The sequence below is a fragment of the Neobacillus jeddahensis genome, assembly GCF_000612625.1.
GTDB classification, from domain to species: Bacteria; Bacillota; Bacilli; order Bacillales; family Cytobacillaceae; genus Neobacillus; species Neobacillus jeddahensis.
The window spans coordinates 37,373-57,330 of the sequence record NZ_CCAS010000019.1 but is presented as its reverse complement, the minus strand read 5'-3'; the positions used below and the strand labels follow the sequence as shown (position 1 = coordinate 57,330).

Below are 19,958 nucleotides of genomic sequence, written 5' to 3'. Positions count from 1 at the left end.
CGCTTTTTTTTGTAGAAAATTTAAATAAAGAATAAGTGAATGTTCCACAAAGTACCGTGTCTAATTTGCCTTTTGATCCCATCATCCTAAAAGCAAAGGTAGAAGGTTTTGTAAATATTTATAAATTGAATCAACAGCTTATCCAACAAGCTAAAAGCGTAACCGAAAAGACAAGTGAATTAGAAAATGCCTATTTAGAGCTTAGCAAAACGACGGCAGATTTGCGTGTCTCAGAGGAGTTAGCCAATGTGATCAGTGAAACATCCATCGATTCAATGATTGTTATGGATGATAAAGGATTTATTTTAAAAGTAAATCCAGCCGTTGAGAAAATGTTTGACTATGATGAAACGTCTATTATCGGGAAAAATATTACCCTATTATTCTCAGGAGAAGAATCTCATGGCTATATCAGGTCTATTTTAGCAAATATACATAATGTGAATAGTGTATTTGGTAATGAAAACTTGAAGGAAGTTATTTACCGGAGACCGATAGAGAAAAAGCATTAGAGATTGCTGAAGGAATCATCCGCGCTTTCAAAGCACCGTTTTTTATTGATAATTACGAATTATTTATCACAACATGTATTGGGATAAGTATTTTTCCGTTTGATGGTGAGGAAGCGCTTGTATTAATGAGAAACGCTGATGCTGCCCTGTATCGAGCAAAGGAACAAGGGAAAAATCAATATAAGGTGTTCCACTCTGGTATGAATATCCAATCCTATCGAACATTTATTATGCAAAATGATCTCCGTAAAGCCATTGAACGGGAAGAGCTAACCCTAGCCTATCAGCCGCGAATTGACGAACCTGCCAATCATTGCCTTAACGGCGAAAGCGATGAAAGAGGATCGCCAGAGGTGTATGGAGGCAGGGGCCTCGGATTATATTGTAAAACCGTTTGACACAGATCAGCTTATTTCGTTGATAAAGGTTTGGTTATATAAGAAATAAACTAAGCCGTCATACAAAAAACTTTAACATCGAGGGAAAGTATGGAAAAGGATCAAAAGAGAACTCCTGAAAACTTAGAGAAGCTCGAAATCGAATTGCTGTTACAAGGACTGTATTCCTGGTGTGGTTATGACTATCGCAACTATGCCTATAATTCAATTAAGCGGAGAATTTGGCATAGAATACATGCCGAAAAGCTAACGAGTATTACAGGGCTCCTCGAAAAGGTGCTGCACGATCAAGATTGTTTACAACGGTTAATAGCCGACTTTTCCATTAATGTCACGGAAATGTTTCGTGATCCATTATTCTTCCTTAGCTTTAGGGAGAAGGTTGTTCCATTATTACGGACCTACCCCTCAATTAGAATATGGCATGCCGGCTGTTCAACAGGAGAAGAAGTCTATTCAATGGCTATGCTGCTGCATGAGGAAGGATTGTATGAGAAAACAAAAATTTATGCTACTGATATCAATTCAGATGTGTTAAAGATTGCAAAAAAATTAGGGATATTTCCATTAGAACATATGCGGAAATATACTAATAATTATATTCAGGCTGGTGGGAAAAAGGCATTTTCGGATTATTATAGTGTGACGACTAACGGAGTTAAATTTGATCCTTATTTAACGAAAAATGTTGTCTTTGCCCAGCATAATTTAGTAATGGATCGTTCGTTTAATGAATTCCATGTGATCTTATGCCGGAACGTATTGATCTATTTTAATAAGTCTTTACAAGAGCAGGTACACAATCTCTTTTATGAAAGTTTGGGGATGTTTGGGATATTGGGATATTGGGACTCGGAGATAAGGAAACGATCATGTATACAGGACTGGCAGACTGTTACGATGCCATTAGTAAGAGTCAGAAATTATATAAAAAGGTTAAATAAAAAAAGTAGTATCGAATGTGGATATATAGAATAGGAAAAAGTTCCTGGTTTTTATTATTTCGAAAAGATGGGAATAGTAGGGGATATTCTATTCTGTCCTCCTAAATGATAATGAACATATGAAAACGAAACGGAACTAGGTGAATATGGGAGGAAATCACTAGACTATTGTATACCGGGAAAATTAATAAATAGAAATTATTGCATGATCGAAGGGTTAATGATGAATATAGATCTGTATAATCTTGAGGTACTAAATAAAATTGCGCTTTTTTTTCAACTATTTAACAATATGTCCGACTTGGTATACCTAACAAAGGTAGATGAAGACCGGCAGTTTAGCTATATTCTTGCAAATGAGCCGGCAACAAAATTTTCAGGGCTTACGACACAATCCTTTGGGAAGCCATTAAGTAAAGTTCTTCCTTTGGGGGTTTATAAAAAAATTGAAGCAAAGTATTTATTGGCATTAACAACAAAAGAACCAATTACCTACGAAGATAAATTTATCGTGCCGCCGACACTCAGTAATTTAGCCGAAATGAAATACGCTGCAAATCAGGTAGTATACTGGGAATCTACGATTACCCCTGTTATAAATCAAGATGGAAAATGTACGCATTTATTAGTGGTCGTTCGAAATATTACCGATCGAAAAGAAAAAGAATAATGGAACAATAGGTGTTGACATTGACGCAGCGTTAAGGTGTATCGTTGATTTATGGGGAGGTGATCGAATGGAGTATACAGTGCAAAAGCTAGCGAATCTCGCAGGTGTAAGTACCAGAACGCTTCGGTATTATGATGAAATAGGTATTCTTAAGCCGGCAAGAATCAATTCGTCAGGATATAGAATCTATGGTCAGGAAGAGGTGGACCGCCTGCAACAAATTCTATTTTACCGAGAATTAGGTGTAGATCTACACAGAATAAAACTTATCGTAACTGCCCCATCCTTTGATGGTGCAGCGGCACTGAAAGAACATCGTGAAAAACTCCTTGAAAAAAAGGAGCAATTAGAACTACTGATTTCTAATGTGGAAAAAACAATAGCATTAACGGAAGGGAGAATGAAAATGTCAAATAAAGAGAAGTTTGAAGGATTTAAGAAAAAAATGATTGAAGATAATGAGAAAAAGTATGGCAAGGAAATTCGGGAAAAGTATGGGAAGGACACGGTTGAGAAGTCCAATGCCAAACTGCAAAACATGACCGAGGCACAATACAAAGAGGTTACAAAACTAGCGGAACAAGTGACTGAAACGTTAGCTGAAGCCTTTAAAACAGGTGACCCTGCAGGTGAACTTGCTCAAAAGGCAGCAGACCTACACAAGCAATGGTTATGTTATTATTGGCATGAATACAGCAAAGAGTCCCATGCTGGCCTAGGTCAAATGTATGTTGATGACGAACGATTTACAGCCTACTATGATAAAGAACAACCAGGAACAGCAGCATTTTTGCGAGATGCCATTTACATCTATACCGGGATGAAACAATAGTATTTTAGGAAGACCTATTCTCAGAGAAGAATAGGTCTTCTTCAGTTTTTTTTGCAGAAATGAATAGGGTATTAGATATTTTAATGTAGCTATGATTGTAAAAACTGAAACTAGAAGGTCGATTAATGCTAGAGATGTTGGAATACGGTAATACGTTAAAGTGTTATGGAACACTGTGGTTTTTTAAATTTTTTTTATTTTTCGACAAATTTACATAGCCACAACGGACTATTTTGTGTCATAATAGTCTTAATATTTATTATATTATAATATTTTTAGTGTTAGTCAATTTAATAAAAACGAATGAGCAGGTAGGTGTAAATGTGAGCAGTGAACCTATTCTTCGCATAAACGATTTAAAGGTATCGTTTCAGTCTGGGAAAAAGTTTTTACCCGCAGTTGATGGGATCAGTTTTGAATTAAAAGAAGGAGAAATACTTGGTATTGTTGGTGAATCAGGAAGTGGGAAAAGTGTCACCTCGTTGGCAACGATGGGTCTGATCCCTTCACCGCCAGGGAAAATTGAGAAGGGCGAAATTGTTTTTGAAGGAAATGACTTAACGAACATCTCTGAAAAAGAGTGGCGAAAAATTCGTGGGAATCAAATATCAATGATTTTTCAGGAACCAATGACATCACTGAACCCGCTGTTTTCGATCGGTAATCAGTTGATGGAAGCCATTCGCTTACATACGAGTTTAACCAAAAAGCAAGCGCAAATGCGCTGTATTGAATTATTAAAGTTAGTCGGAATTCCGAGAGCGGAAGGAATCCTTAAAGATCATCCTCATCAGTTATCTGGTGGAATGAGACAAAGGGTTATGATTGCGATGGCAATGGCCTGCAATCCAAAAGTCCTCATCGCAGATGAGCCAACCACAGCCCTTGACGTAACGATCCAAGCACAAATACTTGCTCTAATGAAGGACTTGAACAAAAAAACGAACACGTCCATTATCCTGATTACTCATGATCTAGGAGTAGTAGCCGAAATATGTGAACGTGTCATTGTCATGTACGCGGGCCAAATTGTTGAGCAAGGCGATGTCAGAAAAATTTTAAAGGATCCGCAGCATCCCTATACGAAAGGCCTCTTAAAATCCGTACCAGATTTACGAGGAAAAAAAGAACGACTCTATAGTATTCCAGGTGCAGTCCCAACTCCAGGTACGATTGATAAAGGCTGCAGGTTCGCGGCAAGATGCGCAGAAGCCTTTGGTCAGTGCAAGGTGGAGACACCAACATTAATTAGTCAGGAAAAAGATGGACATGAGGTGCGCTGTTTCCTACATACATTGAAGGAGGGGAGTGATCAGCATGTCAGAGTTACTTCTTGAGGTAAATGGGCTGAAAAAATACTTTCCCATTACAGGTGGACTTCTTGGAAAGAAGCAAGGCGAGGTCAAAGCGGTCGATGATGTGTCATTTTATGTGAAAAAGGGAGAAACATTAGGGATCGTTGGGGAAAGTGGTTGTGGAAAATCGACAACCGGCAGATTGCTGATGCGTTTGATTGAGGCAAGTGACGGAAGAATCATCTTTGAAGATAAAGAGATTACTAGTATGTCAAAAACGGATTTGCGAAAAACGCGCCGCGACATTCAGATGGTATTCCAGGACCCATATGCATCATTAAACCCAAGACATTCTATTGAACAGATTTTAGAAGAACCTTTGGTTGTCCATGGAATTGGAACGAAGGAAGAACGCCGTAAGCAGGTAAGAGAGATGCTTGAGGTAGTGGGCTTAAGTAGTTATCATGCAAAACGCTATCCACACCAGTTCAGCGGTGGTCAGCGCCAAAGAATTGGCATTGCCAAAGCTTTAATGACGAAGCCAAAGTTAATTATCGCCGACGAGCCTGTTTCCGCCCTAGACGTTTCCATCCAAGCACAGGTACTGAACCTAATGAAGGATATCCAAAGGGAATTCCAACTGACGTACATATTTATTGCGCATGATTTAGGAGTAGTCCGTCATATTAGTGATCGTGTTGGCGTTATGTATTTAGGCAGATTAATAGAGTTATCCGAAAGTGAAGAGCTGTACGAGAATCCGAAACATCCTTATACAAAAGCTCTACTTTCAGCTGTACCAATACCAGATCCAGATATTAAGAGAGAAACGATTTTAATTGAAGGGGAGCTTCCAAGTCCTGCTAATCCTCCTTCAGGTTGTGCCTTCCATACTAGATGTACACAAGTAATGGATATTTGTAAAACGGCAAGACCAGCAGAACACAATCTAAACGATCATTTTGTGTCATGTCACCTGTATAATAAGTGATTTTGCCGCATTGATGATAAAACAAAAAAGAAAATAGGGGGAAAAAGGTATATGAAGAAAAGCTCATTTAAACTGCTGTTGATTTCGCTATTAGCCATGAGTATGCTCCTTGTTGGCTGCAACAGTAAAACAAATAATGATGCGGGAGACAAGAAAGACAGTGGTGGATCGAAGAAAGATACGCTTGTATATGGTCGTGGCGGTGATTCCACTTCATTAGATCCGATCACCACAACTGAAGGGGAAACGTTTAAAGTAACGGAAAACATTTTTGAAACTCTTTTACAATATGGCGACCAAGATACAACCGTAAATCCTGGACTTGCAGAAAAGTGGGAAGTGACTGATGACGGTTTAACTTACACCTTCCACCTCCGTCAAGGTGTAAAATTCCACGATGGTACAGACTTTAATGCAGATGCGGTTGTCTTTAACTTTAATCGCTGGATGAATGGTAATGCCGATAGCTTCCCATATTATTCGATGTTCGGTGGCTATAAAGGCGATGAGGGACACGTTATTAAAGAAGTGAAAGCTGTTGACGCGAACACTGTGCAATTTGTCTTAAATAGACCACAAGCACCATTCCTAAAGAACTTAGCCATGTCTCCATTCGGAATTGCCAGTCCAACTGCTGTTGAAAAATATGGTGATGATTTTAGAAGTCATCCAGTAGGAACAGGTCCATTCAAATTTGTAGAGTGGAAACAGAATGATACGATTACACTTGAAAAAAATCCTGATTACTGGCAAAAAGGCTTCCCTAAATTAAATAAAGTAATTTTCCGTGTGATTCCTGAGAACACAGCCCGTCTAAATGCCCTTTCAAATGGTGAGATTGACGTGATGGATGGATTGAATAACTCAGATGAAGCAACTGTGAAAGCAAATGACAAGTTACAAGTAATTGAACGTCCTTCCATGAACGTTGGCTACATTGGGATGACAACGACTCGTAAACCATTTGATAACAAGCTTGTTCGTCAAGCGATTAACTATGCAGTAGATAAGAAAGCTATCATTGATGCGTTTTATGGAGGAAAAGCAGATCCTGCTGTTAACCCAATGCCGCCATCAATCGAAGGTTATAATGATGCCATTCAAGATTATCCATATGACTTAGAAAAAGCTAAAGCATTATTAAAAGAAGCTGGCTATGAAAAAGGATTTGAAATGGACCTTTGGGCAATGCCAGTAGCACGTCCATATATGCCTGAAGCACAAAAGGTGGCAGAGGTTATTCAAGAAAGCTTAAACAAAATTGGCGTTAAAGCAAAAATTCAAACGGTTGAATGGGCTACTTATCTAGATAAAGCGGCTAAAGGCGAGTTTGATATGTTCATGCTTGGCTGGACAGGAGACAATGGTGACCCTGATAACTTCCTATATACTCTTTTAGATAAAGACAGCATTGGAAGCAACAACTACTCTTACTATAGTAATGACGAGCTTCATGATATCTTGATTCAAGCTCAAACTGAACCAGATCAAGCCAAGCGTAATGAGCTTTACAAGAAAGCCCAAGAAATCATCCATGATGATGCTCCATGGGTTCCACTTGTTCACTCAGTACCACTATTAGCGGCTTCGAAGGATGTTGTAAATTATTTACCACACCCAACAGGTTCAGAGCCTTTAACAAAAGTAGAATTTAAATAATCATTATTGAAAGGGGAGGAACCGTTTCCTCCCCTTTTGTTAGAAGTTTTCCTTTAAGGGGTGAGTGATTTGTTTACTTATACAGTTCGCCGTTTAGGTTCCTTAATACCGGTCTTATTTGGAATGACATTAGTTGTTTTTGGAATTATACATGCCATCCCAGGGAATCCAGCGCAGGTCATTTTAGGTCAAAGGGCAACAAAAGAAGCTATTGCTGTATTAACCAAACAGTTGGGATTGGACAGGCCATGGTACATACAATACGTTGACTATCTTAATAAGCTTTTACACGGTGATTTAGGGACTTCATTAAGAACAAGGGGTCCCATTAATGAAGAAGTTTGGCCATTTTTAGCAGCTACGATCGAACTGACAGTGATTGCGATGTTGATCGCGATTATCATCGGTGTGAATGCTGGAATTATTAGTGCCTGGTTTTCGAAGTCTTGGTTCGATTATACGGCAATGGTTTTGGCGCTAGTTGGGGTGTCATTGCCAATTTTTTGGCTGGGCTTAATGATGCAATGGGGCTTCGCCAATGAATTAGGCTGGCTGCCAACAACCGGTAGAGAGGATGTCCGAGATCCGGTTGCCTCCATCACCAATCTCTATTTAGTGGATACGCTCCTACAGGGGAGATTTGATCAATTTGGCACGGTTATAAAACATTTGATTTTGCCGAGCTTTGCCCTTGCGACCATTCCAATGGCGATTATTGCGAGAATGACCCGAGCAACTATGTTGGAGGTTATGCAATCCGACTATATTCGTACGGCAAGAGCCAAGGGGTTAAAAATGTTCTGGGTTGTGTATAAGCATTCATTAAAAAATGCCATCATTCCAGTACTTACTGTTATCGGGTTACAAACGGGGCTGCTGTTGGGAGGAGCCATTTTAACTGAAACCATTTTTGGCTGGCCGGGGATTGGTCGATACCTTTACGATGCGATCGGATATCGTGACTATCCCGTTATCCAGTCGGGAATTTTAATTATTGCAGCAATCTTCGTTCTGATAAATTTAATTGTCGATTTATTATATGTCTTTGTTGATCCAAGAATAAAGTATACAAAATAGGGGGGATCACTAGTGGCTGAACTTGCAAAAAATACAGCAAATATGACGTCGGTACCCGCAGAAGAAAAGCTAAATCCTCCTTGGAAGGAAGCATGGCTGTCGTTTTGCAAAAACCGCTTAGCGTTAGTGGGATTAGGAATTGTTATCTTCTTTATCATTTTAGCGATACTCGCACCGTGGATTGCGCCATACAGCTATAAAGACCAAGTGCTGGCCGACAGGTTCATGTCCCCATCCAGTAAACATTGGTTTGGTACGGACGACTTTGGTCGAGATATTTTTTCACGTATTATCTATGGGGCGAGAATATCCTTGTGGGTAGGATTTTTCTCGGTGCTAGGATCGGTTGTCGCTGGAACATTTTTGGGGATTGTTGCCGGATATTATGGTCGTTGGATCGATGGGATTATCTCGCGTATCTTTGATATTATGCTGGCGTTTCCTAGTATTTTATTAGCGATTGCGGTTGTGGCCATCCTTGGACCATCACTGCAAAACGCCTTAATCGCAATTGCAGTTATTAATATTCCAAACTTCGGTCGACTGGTTCGTTCGAAAGTATTGAGTGTGAAACAAGAGGAATATATAATGTCAGCACGTGCGGTTGGTATGAAGGACAGACGAATCCTTTTTCGTCATATTCTGCCAAATAGTATCTCGCCAGTGATTGTCCAAGCCACATTGGCTATTGCTACAGCAATTATTGAGGCGGCAGCCCTTGGATTCCTTGGGATGGGTGCACAAGCACCAACACCAGAATGGGGAAAAATGCTCGCTGATTCCAAAAACTATATCACTCAAGCACCATGGACACTTTTCTTTCCAGGGATCGCAATTATGCTCACAGTCCTCGGATTTAACTTAATGGGGGATGGGTTGAGAGATGTACTCGATCCAAAAATGAAGCAATAAAAATGGAGGCTCCCGCGCGAGTCTCTTTCTTTTGGTGTCAGGCACCACTGTGAATATGATTGTTTAAATAGCTAGATTAGACTTATAATGACATAAAGATTGCAGAGCATGTCTACTATTTTAAAAGGGGAGGGGTCTGTTTGGTAATTCACGACGAAAAAAGTATTGCGTTTATCGGATTCATGGGAGTGGGCAAAACGACGATTGGCAATCTGGTAGCCCAAAAATTAAATTGGGAATTTATCGACATAGATGAATACATAGAAAAAGAATTTAATCTGCCGGTCTCACAAATTTTTGCTAAGTTTGGTGAACAGGTATTCCGTGATAAAGAAAAAGAGGTTATTAAGCGGTTATCAGAGCAACCGCAAAAGATTCTCTCGCTTGGCGGCGGAGCTTTTTTACAAGAAGAAATTAGGCAAGAGTGTCTTAAAAATTGTATCGTCATCTATCTCGACTTGTCGTTGGAGGCATGGAAAGAAAGATTAGCCCTGATTATTGAGAGTCGCCCGGTATTAAAGGGAAAGTCTATCAATGAAATGGAAGAACTTTTTTATCAAAGACAAGCGGTCTATTCTGATCATCATTTGAAAATTGCTACAGATCATAAAAGTGTTGAGGGAATTTCTGCCGAAATATTAGATGCATTGGGAACAGTTTTAAAATAACTGTAAGCAATTGGTATAGTTAGAACAGAAAGTGGGTTGAGAAGATGAAAAGGAAGATAAATGTTAAGGGGATCACGATTGGAGAGGGGGCACCAAAGATCTGTGTTCCGATGGTGGGAGAAACCGAGGAGCAATTAATGGAAGAAGCGGCCCACCTCAAAACACTCGACATCGATGTTGTGGAGTGGCGCGTTGACTTCTTTAAAGATGTGGAGGATCATCGTAAAGTTAAAGCGATATTAGCAGACATTCGTTCCATCCTTGTCAATATTCCGCTGATTTTCACCTTCAGAAGTGCCCGTGAAGGCGGACAAAAGGAATTGGGGAAGGATCATTACTTTGAAGTAAATAAAGCAATGATAGAAACAGGTATGGTTGATATGATCGATGTTGAGTTATGTAATGATGAAAAGGCTGTAACCTCCTTAATTGAAAAAGCACATCACCATGGTGTATACGTCATTGTCTCCAATCATGATTTTGCCAAGACTCCTGATAAGGAGGAAATCATTGCCCGACTGCGTAAAGCACAGGAATTAGGGGCTGATCTACCTAAGATCGCCGTCATGCCTAATAGTGCAGCTGATGTGATTACCTTATTGGATGCAACTAACACGATGTATGAACGATATGCGGATAGACCGATCATTACCATGTCGATGAGCGGCAAGGGAGTCGTAAGTCGTCTGGCGGGTGAAATATTTGGTTCAGCGCTAACATTCGGGGCTGCAAAGAATGTATCTGCACCAGGACAGATTGCTGTTAAGGAACTACGATGTGTACTCAACCTGTTCCATTCAAGCTTATAAAAAAGCAAAGACAAAATCACAGGGTGGTTTTGTCTTTGCTTTTGTAATTCCATATGAATAAAGTGTTATTAACAGCATCATGCCTATTAACTAAATACTCGTTGGAAAAGCCAGATGGCTCCAAGAAGGAAAATAGCGGATGAGCCAATATTTACATAAGTTCTATATTTTGTGAATTTTAGTAATCTGAATAATACAGGAACAAGTAGTAATACAATGATAAGTTGAATAAGTTCAATTCCGATATTAAAGTTGAAAAGAGCAAGCGCTAAGTCGGATTTTGGTAAATTCATTTCTTTTAAAATGCTTGCAAATCCTAAACCGTGAATTAGTCCGAATAAGAACGTAATTAACCATCTAAATTTAATTTCTTTTCTAAAGATATTTTCGATTGCCACATAACAAATACTCAAAGCGATAATAGATTCTACCAATTTTGATGGAAGCTCGACTATTCCAAGAACCGAAAGAGTTAATGTTATGCTATGGGCAATTGTAAAAGCTGTAATTGTAAATAGATATTGTTTCATAGTCTGTTTTCGTATTAATAAAGCAAATAGAAATAATAGATGATCATATCCAGTTAAAATATGTTCCATTCCTAGGCTTAAAAAAGATGTCCAGGAAGAATTACTTTTATTTTCTTCTTGTGCATCTTGAGATATTTGACCATCCTGTTGCTGCTGTTGAGTTTCAGTCAATAACATTGCCCATTCACGATTTTTTCCGTTTAGAACAGCCTCACTGACTTGTCCTTCATAGCTTACTGCTAAGAAATTATTATAGCTACTACTATTCTGTCCTTCATAGAAGATCCCATCGAGCAATTTCACTGTTTTTCCGACGTTATAAGCAGGATAAATAAGATGGAAAGTAACCATTTGTTTGTCAGCTTTTTGTTCTAACTCTAAGCTATCCAGTTCACCCGTCTGCTCTTGATCGTCTACCTCTAATACAAGACTGTCCTCCACCCATTCTTCCAATCTATGGTTTATCCCCTCTAATTCCATTTCACTTAAAATACCATCCTCATTTTTATCTCCACCAACTCCTTCAATAACAGATAAGGAATCGATCGAATAGACTAACTCTGTTTGATTGCTGGAAAGATTAATGTTCGTGAAAGCTGCACTAAGTGCGTGAGCATAAGTTGTTTTGGGAATAAGGATTAATAGAATAAAAATAGACAGAATAAATTTTCGATCTAATAATTTTTCCAAGCATGTGTCCTCCTAGGTAGGTATGAAATCCATTTCCTATTATATAGTTTTTTTCATTCTTGAAAATCATTTTCTTAAATAAATAAAGTATTCCGATACTAATTTACAGGAAATTTACGAAAATTAAGAGAAAACTTTATATTAAATCTATTAAACTTATGATAGATTAAAAATGTTCGACATAATTCTACAGAACTAAGGGGGAGAAAGATGAGGAAGACCCGAATTAAAAAAATTAGTAGTTTAGGCCTATCAGCGTTGTTGCTCGGTGGAACGTTCCTACCCAATTTAGCCGTCCCGGCGAAGGCTGCTTCAATTGGAAACGTTGTCATCAGCGAGGTTTACGGCGGAGGAGGCAATTCAGGAGCCACTTACAAAAATGACTTTATTGAATTGTATAACCCGACTGACGCAGATATCAGCCTGGATGGATGGTCTGTACAATATGCTTCTAAATCGGGAAACTTTAGTGCCAATCCTAGTGCGAGCAACTCTACGCCTATTACAGGGGTTATAAAGGCTCATGGTTATTATTTGATACAGGAAAAAGTTGGTAATAACGGTACCGTAGATCTCCCTAACCCAGATATTGCAACAGGTGGAATCGCAATGGCCGCAGGGGATGGTAAGGTTGCTCTTGTGAAAACAGTGGGTCCTATAACAGGCAAAGAAGATCCAAATGTAGTAGATTTTGTTGGTTTTGGAGCCGCAAATGAGGCAGAAACGGCACCAACACCTGCACCCTCTGCTACAAAAAGTGTTGAAAGGTTAGCCAATGATGGTTCAGACCCAACAGGGGCAGGAGCAGGCAAAGGAAATGGCTGGGATACGAATGATAACTCAGTGGATTTTGTTCTCGCCGATCCTAATCCTCAAAATGCAACGGCTGCAATTGAACCAGAACTAGAGACGCCTCCGGCACCACCAGAAGAAGGAGTAACGCTACTAAAAGATGTGCGGACGAATGATTCGGATGGTAAGGCAAAAAATATTGGTGATGAAGTTACAGTTATAGGTGTTGTAACTATCAATAATAATGTTGTAGGTTCTAATAGTTTTTATATTCAAGATGCTACAGGTGGAATTAATATCTATTCGAGTAATGCTAATGTTTCAGTAGGTGATAAGGTTAAAGTGACAGGAAAGTTGGACTTTTTTAACGGATTAACAGAGATTAAGCCTACTTCTGTGGAAATTATTAGCAATGGAGAGTCCGTCAATCCGGTGGACATTACTACTGCTGAATTAAATAACTATACTACTGCTGATCAAAAAGAAGGTATGTTAGTTAAAGTTCAAGGAAAAGTAACCAGCATTCCTACATCAGCATCTGGTGGTGGATATAACATTACGCTTGAGGATGCAGGAAAATCCACAACAATAAGAATAATGACGAGTACTGGCATCGATGTTGCAAATGCAATTCAAGTTGGACACTCGTATATCATGACAGGAATTGCTAGCCAATATGATTCGTCTAGCCCTTATACTAGTGGTTATCAAATTTTTCCACGTAGTAGTACGGATGTTACAGAATATTTTGCGCTTGCATTAGAACACGAACCAATTACTACAGCTTACACAAATAATGACGTGAAATTTATTGCTAATGCTGAAGGTGCTGATAATGTTACTCTGTACTATCGCTCCAATACCGAAACAACCTATCACACACTTGCCTTGACAAAGGGTGATGAAAATCAATTTACAGCGATTTTACCTGCTTCATCTGTTCCTTCCAGTAGTTTTGTATACTACATAGAAGCGGTAAATCAATCAGAAACGAAAACAGTGGGAACATCTGATCAGCCGAATTCAGTATCAGTAGTTGATGATACGTTCGCCCCTGAATTAACAGGTTTCCAACCAGCAGATAAATCGATCATTGAAACGACACTCCCTGTTATCAGCTTCCTTGTGAATGAGCCGAGCGGACTTGATCTAGGCAAGCTTTCAATTAAATTAGATAATAATGAAATTGGCGATAGTGCTGTAGTAACAGATGAGCAAGTAACGATAGCCTTAACCAAGGCATTATCAATCGGTGCACATTCAGTAGCGGTTGAAGCTTTGGATACAAAGGGTAACCACAGTTCAGCAACATGGTCTTTTCAAGTAGCAGAACCGTTTACAGGCGGTAACCATTATCGTGGAACTACTCATAATCATACTAATATTTCCCATGATGCTGCCGGCACACCTGAAGATGCACTTAAAGCAGGTAAGGCTCATGGTTATGACTGGTTTGCATTTTCTGATCACTCACATGATATTGATGCCGAATTATCAAATCAAGATACAGTTACCCCTAACGGGATGCCTGAGCGTACAGGTGGAAGTGATTGGGAGCTAACTAAGCAACTTGCAGAAGAGTATACAAACAATGACTATGTAGTATTCCCAGCCTTTGAAATGACATCTACAACTTGGGGACACTCAAATGTTTTTGGTACTGATAATTTTATTGAACGTAAAATGAATAATGGTAAGTACCAAGATTTGAATCAATATTACGCTTGGGTTTTAACAAATGACAATATTGCAGCGCAATTTAATCATCCTGACATGTCTGCAAATGCATTTAATAATTTCATGCCATATGACTCAAAAGTGGACAAATTGTTTACCATGCTAGAGGTAGGAAACGGTTCAGGGCATTATGGCTATGCAAATGCAGAAAAGAAATTCTATAGTGCATTGGACCTTGGCTGGCATGTTGCTCCAACATATGGAGAAGATAACCACGATGGTACATGGGGGCAAACCCTAAATAGAACAGTTATTGTTTCCGATGATTTAAAGCAAGAATCGTTATTGCATTCAATGCAAAACATGCGTGTTTATATGGAAGAAGATCCTAATTTTGAGTTAGATGTACTGGCAAATGGCCAATATATGGGCTCAGTTGTCGATAGCAATTCACTGACATTCGACATTAAAGGATCCGATTCGGTAGCTGAAACAAAATCAATTGCCGAATATAATTTCCTTCCAGCAGATTATAAATCAGATGACCGTGTTAAAAAGGTTGAATTAATTACGAATGGGTCAAAGGTTGTAGCTTCTACGGAACCAATGACCACTGATTTTACTTGGAATCCCTCTGTTGATGTAACAGGTGGCCAGCAATGGTTTGTAGTTAAGATTACCCAAATGGATGGAGAACAAATTTACTCTGCACCAATTTGGACAAAAGAACAAGATGTGGATGTTCGTGTTAGCGGCCTAGATATTGCGGGTGATGCCATTGTTTCTGGGAATCCAGCAACATTAGAAGCAGGAATTAGCAATTTAGGTAAAGCAGAATTATCAAATCTTAATGTTAAATTCTATTATGATGAAGTAAATGAAAATTATTTAATAGGAACTGGAAAGATTGATAAAATTTCTCCAAAAAGTGTTGGGAAAGTAACGACTACTTGGAATAGCCCGATTGCTGGCAGCCACAAGCTAATTGCTGTAGTGGATACTCCTGTGGGAGACAGTCCAGAGGATAATAAGTTTGAAAAGTTAGTAACCATTAAACAGGCATTAGGCTTAACAGTTATGATTGATGCTGCTCATAAAAATGAGAATACATCGACTGACACTGGAACCTACAAAAATAATTTCACAGCCTTTACTTCGCTTGTTCAACGTGAAGGTTACACAGTTGTAGAAAATAAGCAGCCTCTTACAGCTGAGTTATTAAAGGATGTAAAGGTTTTAGTACTTACGCATCCTAAAGACAATTTATCCTCTGATGAGAATAAAGCAGTTTCTGATTTTGTAAAAATGGGTGGTTCTCTACTTTTAACGGACAAGAGTAATTATAGCAATGACCCAACGGTTAATAATGATTTACTACAGGAAATGGGGTCAACAATTCAATTTAATAATGATGGTATATTTGATGATACCAAGGAAGGGAACTTCTGGAGCGATCCACTTAAATCAAAATTTGCGGTGAGACTTCATTTGCTTCCGGTTTCTAACTATATCACCGATAAAGCGGATACTCTTGAATATTACAGTGGTTCAAGTTTAGAAAAGATTGGACATCAGCCATTAACAAATAGTGATACAGTAACTATTTTAGCTAGTGGTAATGAAACAACCTATCAAAATAGTATAGCATCAGGTAATCATATATATGATGATGTTTCAGATGAACATGGTGGATCTGTCATCCCAGCCGTTGCTTCTGAAACTATCGGTTTGGGTCGAATTGTTGTTTCTGGTATGAACTTTATGAACGATGAACAATTAGATGAATCGTTCTCACCAAAAGGAAATGATGAGGTAGCATTAAATGCAGTAAATTGGCTTGCAAATCGTGGTACGGTAATTAAGAGCATTGCGGATGCTCGCACCCTTGGCGATGATACTGATGTTGTTGTGGAAGGAACAGTTACAACTGGAGCAGGAGTTTTCTTTGATGCATTCTATCTACAAGATGATACAGGCGGTATAATGGCATTCCAAGAGGTTCCAGAAGGTACTTTACAAGCAGGAGATAAGGTTCGTGTATATGGACACATTAAAACGTTTGAGAATAATAAAGAATTAGAATTTACGACATTCACGAAAGATGTTATTAAACTGGGATCCGGAGATCCGGTTCAACCAAAACAAGTTTCAACAGGGGAAGCAACTTCTACTGCTAACCAAGGATCACTTGTTAAGGTAAAAGGAACTGTGGTTTCTAAGTTCGATGACAATTCTTATGTTATTAATGACGGTTCGGGTGAAGTATTAGTATTTACGGATGGTTATATTGTGAACCAAAGCGGTCCGGTAACAGTGCTTGAACCTGGGGATACATTAGAAGCAGTTGGGCTATCTGGTGCTTTTGCACAGGGTGAAAGGATCCGTGTCCGTGATACCAAAGAATTAATTGGTACTGAGAACACAGACACTGGAGGAGACAACGGTGGTAGCACTGGAGGAGACAACGGAGGCAGCACTGGAGGAGACAACGGAGGCAGCACTGGAGGAGACAACGGAGGCAGCACTGGAGGAGACAACGGAGGCAGCACTGGAGGAGACAACGGAGGCAGCACTGGAGGAGACAACGGAGGCAGCACTGGAGGAGACAACGGAGGCAGCACTGGAGGAGACAACGGAGGCAGCACTGGAGGAAATAACGGAGGCAACACTGGAGGAAATAACAGTGGCAGCACTGTGGGAGATAATACTCCTACAGCTCAAACTGGGGATGAGTTACCTACTACCGCAACAAATACCTTTAATCTATTAGTTGCAGGATCAGTAGCGCTAATCATTGGTTTAGTAGTATTTGTTATTAGACGAAGAAGACTCGAAGAGAGAATTTAATAGTTTTACAATCAGAGCTAAGTTAAAAATCAAACCCTTGATTTTTTAACTTAGCTCCTTTTTTGCTGAAAAGCTTAGAGGAATGTCATTAAAAGCTCAATATCGATAATCACTCCTATTTTCTTACGCTGAATTATAAATCGTAAGATGCATAGTAAATGAATAATACTATTAGAATAATTGTTAACGCTTACAATTTGAATTGTGATAATTTTTCACTTTAACGGAAAATTAAGCGTTTTTAGTATTGAATAATTATATATCTGTATGTATAATAATTCATTATGTAAGCAATATGGGAGATGAAGAAATGAAAGCTGCTATCATTGGTGGAACAGGTTATGGATCTATTGAGTTAGTCAGGTTAATCAATAAGCACCCGTATTTGGAGATTGGATCCATTGTTTCTAACTCACAAGCAGGGTTTAGCTTTAGTGATGTATACCCACATCTTTCCAATACGATCGATCAACCACTTGAAACCTTCAATGCAGATAGATTAAGTGAACACAATGATATTGTTTTTTTTGCGACTCCATCAGGTGTCAGCAGCAAACTTGTCCCGCAGCTCGTTGAAAAGGGAATAAAATGTATCGACTTATCGGGAGATTTTCGATTGAGGTCTGCAGCAGACTATGAATCTTGGTATAGGCACACACCACCAGAAGAGAAATATCTAAGCCAGGCAGTATACGGATTAAGTGAAATTTATTCAGAGAATATCAAAGAGGCGTCCCTCATTGCCAATCCAGGGTGCTACCCGACAGCGACAGCACTGGGGCTTATACCGATTCTGAAAGCGAACCTGACCAATAAAGATTCAATCATTATTGATGCAAAATCAGGAGTATCCGGGGCAGGGAGGGGACTTTCATTAACTTCACACTATGCAGAAATTAATGAAAATCTTAAAGCCTATAAGCTAGGAAAACATCAGCATATTCCTGAAATAGAACAAATTCTTTCGGATGAGAATGCGAGTCCACTTACGGTCACTTTTACAACCCATCTGGTCCCGATGACAAGAGGTATCATGTGTACGATTTATGTGAATCTTAACGAGAAAATTTCTTCGAAAAAAATGATCGATTTATATAAACAATTTTATCAAGACAGTCATTTTATAAGAGTGCGGCCTGAAGGGAGCTACCCTGCTACGAAAGAAGTGCTGGGCTCGAATTATTGTGATATCGGCTTACATGTTGATGAACGAACAAATCGCGTAACCATCATATCGGTTATTGATAACCTTGTTAAAGGGGCGGCAGGTCAGGCCATCCAAAATGTCAATTTGATGAATGGCTGGGATGAGTGCACAGGACTCAGCGATATACCAATCTATCCATAAAAACAATCATGGAAAATGATAGATACCTAGTTTACGAACGATGGGTATTACTAAGGGGGAAGTAAGTTGATACAGGCCACTTCAAACAATGAAATTGTTGTTCTCGATGATAAAAGCATTACCTTGCCAAAAGGCTATAAGGCTGGAGGCATGCACTGTGGGATTAAGAGAAAAAAGCTTGATCTCGGTTATATTGTTTCCGAGGTTCCAGCAACAGTAGCTGGAGTATATACAACGAATATTTTTCAAGCAGCACCACTGATCGTAACACAAGAAAGTATCGCAAAGGAAAATAAGATTCAAGCCATTCTTGTCAATTCCGGTAATGCTAATGCCTGTACAGGGGAGCAGGGGCTAAAGGATGCAGCTAGCATGCAGCAAGACTTCGCTGATCAATTAATGATTCCAGAACATCTCGTCGCAGTTACTTCAACCGGAGTGATTGGGGAACTGCTGCCAATGGATAAAATCAAGACTGGAATTCAAGACATACTGCAACCTATCCATCAAGACGAAGTGAAGTTTATGCAATCGATCTTAACGACAGATACATCCGTAAAGCATGTGGGGGTCCAAGTGAAAATTGAGGGGAAAACCATTTCGATTGGTGGAACCTCAAAGGGCTCAGGGATGATTCATCCTAATATGGCGACAATGCTGGGCTTTGTGACAACAGATGCAAATATTGCCCATGCTGATTTACTGTCTGCCCTTCGCGAGGTAACCAACCAAACCTTTAATATGATTACTGTGGATGGTGACACTAGCACAAACGACATGGTATTAGTCATGGCCAATGGCTTAGCGGGCAATAGTCAATTGACGAAGGAACATCCGGATTGGCCTGTGTTTAAACAAGGCTTGACAATCGTTTGTGAGTCACTGGCAAAAAAAATAGCGCGTGATGGTGAGGGGGCTACCAAACTAGTAGAAGTTCAAGTCAATGGAGCCTACAGCCAAAATGCTGCAAGAGCAGTCGGGAAAGCAATTATTTCTTCTAATCTCGTCAAAACCGCTATCTATGGCACAGATCCAAACTGGGGCAGAATTGTTACGGCAATAGGCTATAGTGGTGTATCAGTTGAGCCAAATAGCATGAAGGTTGCAATCGGGCCTTTTACCGTTTTTGAGAATGGACTACCAAGTTCATTTGTGGAGGAAGAGGTAAAGGCATACTTAGAAGCAGAGCAAGTCAAACTGATTGTTGAATTGAATCAAGGGGATGACAGTGCAACAGCCTGGGGATGCGATCTTACTTACGACTACGTCAAAATTAATGCATCGTACCGTACGTAAGGGGGCCAACC

General features: G+C 39.4%; 14 protein-coding genes and 3 pseudogenes. 16 read left to right on the top strand and 1 reads right to left on the bottom strand.

Annotated features, from left to right (window positions below):
• Nucleotides 1-35 precede the first annotated feature (35 nt).
• The 13 genes and pseudogenes from TY15_RS10945 to aroD all read left to right on the top strand — a co-directional run bounded on the left by TY15_RS10945 (nt 36) and on the right by aroD (nt 10,767).
• Complete coding sequence (locus tag TY15_RS10945) at nt 36-512, top strand: PAS domain S-box protein (RefSeq protein WP_142305376.1); 477 nt, start codon at nt 36-38, stop codon at nt 510-512.
• A 2-nt stretch (nt 513-514) separates the two neighbouring features.
• A pseudogene (locus tag TY15_RS25310) lies at nt 515-631 on the top strand (hypothetical protein); the annotation flags it as partial.
• Nucleotides 632-803: 172 nt separating this feature from the next.
• Nucleotides 804-959: pseudogene (locus TY15_RS23615) on the top strand (response regulator); the annotation flags it as partial.
• 41 nt (nt 960-1,000) lie between these two features.
• Nucleotides 1,001-1,854 (top strand): annotated as a pseudogene (locus TY15_RS10935) (CheR family methyltransferase).
• 223 nt (nt 1,855-2,077) lie between these two features.
• On the top strand, nt 2,078-2,524 hold the full coding sequence (locus tag TY15_RS10930) for a PAS domain-containing protein (RefSeq protein WP_179301774.1): 447 nt from the start codon (nt 2,078-2,080) through the stop codon (nt 2,522-2,524).
• Between the two features lie 67 nt (nt 2,525-2,591).
• A complete protein-coding gene (locus tag TY15_RS10925; protein WP_040206425.1) occupies nt 2,592-3,356 on the top strand; it encodes a MerR family transcriptional regulator in 765 nt (254 codons plus the stop codon).
• Between the two features lie 323 nt (nt 3,357-3,679).
• A complete protein-coding gene (locus TY15_RS10920; protein WP_040206427.1) occupies nt 3,680-4,693 on the top strand; it encodes an ABC transporter ATP-binding protein in 1,014 nt (337 codons plus the stop codon).
• Nucleotides 4,674-5,642: an ABC transporter ATP-binding protein gene (locus TY15_RS10915; RefSeq protein WP_040206428.1), complete on the top strand. Its 969-nt coding sequence runs from the start codon at nt 4,674-4,676 to the stop codon at nt 5,640-5,642. Before TY15_RS10920 ends, TY15_RS10915 begins: the two co-directional genes overlap by 20 nt.
• Before the next feature lie 51 nt (nt 5,643-5,693).
• The gene (locus tag TY15_RS10910) at nt 5,694-7,301 is read left to right on the top strand and encodes an ABC transporter substrate-binding protein (protein ID WP_040206429.1); all 1,608 of its coding nucleotides are present in this window, start codon (nt 5,694-5,696) and stop codon (nt 7,299-7,301) included.
• Nucleotides 7,302-7,370: 69 nt separating this feature from the next.
• Complete coding sequence (locus tag TY15_RS10905) at nt 7,371-8,378, top strand: ABC transporter permease (RefSeq protein WP_040206430.1); 1,008 nt, start codon at nt 7,371-7,373, stop codon at nt 8,376-8,378.
• Between the two features lie 12 nt (nt 8,379-8,390).
• A complete protein-coding gene (locus tag TY15_RS10900; RefSeq protein ID WP_040206432.1) occupies nt 8,391-9,290 on the top strand; it encodes an ABC transporter permease in 900 nt (299 codons plus the stop codon).
• 182 nt (nt 9,291-9,472) lie between these two features.
• The gene (locus TY15_RS10895) at nt 9,473-9,958 is read left to right on the top strand and encodes a shikimate kinase (protein ID WP_042374428.1); all 486 of its coding nucleotides are present in this window, start codon (nt 9,473-9,475) and stop codon (nt 9,956-9,958) included.
• Between the two features lie 44 nt (nt 9,959-10,002).
• Nucleotides 10,003-10,767, top strand: a complete 765-nt coding sequence (aroD, locus tag TY15_RS10890) for a type I 3-dehydroquinate dehydratase (protein WP_040206434.1) — start codon at nt 10,003-10,005, stop codon at nt 10,765-10,767.
• 86 nt (nt 10,768-10,853) lie between these two features.
• On the opposite strand, the gene TY15_RS10885 is transcribed toward aroD, so the two are convergent.
• The gene (locus TY15_RS10885; protein WP_040206435.1) at nt 10,854-11,987 is read right to left on the bottom strand and encodes a HupE/UreJ family protein; all 1,134 of its coding nucleotides are present in this window, start codon (nt 11,985-11,987) and stop codon (nt 10,854-10,856) included.
• Nucleotides 11,988-12,197: 210 nt separating this feature from the next.
• Here TY15_RS10885 and TY15_RS23960 point away from each other — a divergent pair, with 210 nt between their 5' ends.
• From TY15_RS23960 to argJ, 3 genes are all read left to right on the top strand, one after another.
• Entirely contained in the window at nt 12,198-17,303 is a 5,106-nt protein-coding gene (locus TY15_RS23960) for a DUF4350 domain-containing protein (RefSeq protein ID WP_052353748.1), read from the top strand.
• A 310-nt stretch (nt 17,304-17,613) separates the two neighbouring features.
• Nucleotides 17,614-18,651, top strand: a complete 1,038-nt coding sequence (gene argC, locus TY15_RS10870) for an N-acetyl-gamma-glutamyl-phosphate reductase (protein WP_096911867.1) — start codon at nt 17,614-17,616, stop codon at nt 18,649-18,651.
• Nucleotides 18,652-18,720: 69 nt separating this feature from the next.
• Nucleotides 18,721-19,947, top strand: a complete 1,227-nt coding sequence (gene argJ, locus TY15_RS10865) for a bifunctional ornithine acetyltransferase/N-acetylglutamate synthase (protein WP_040206514.1) — start codon at nt 18,721-18,723, stop codon at nt 19,945-19,947.
• Nucleotides 19,948-19,958 lie beyond the last annotated feature (11 nt).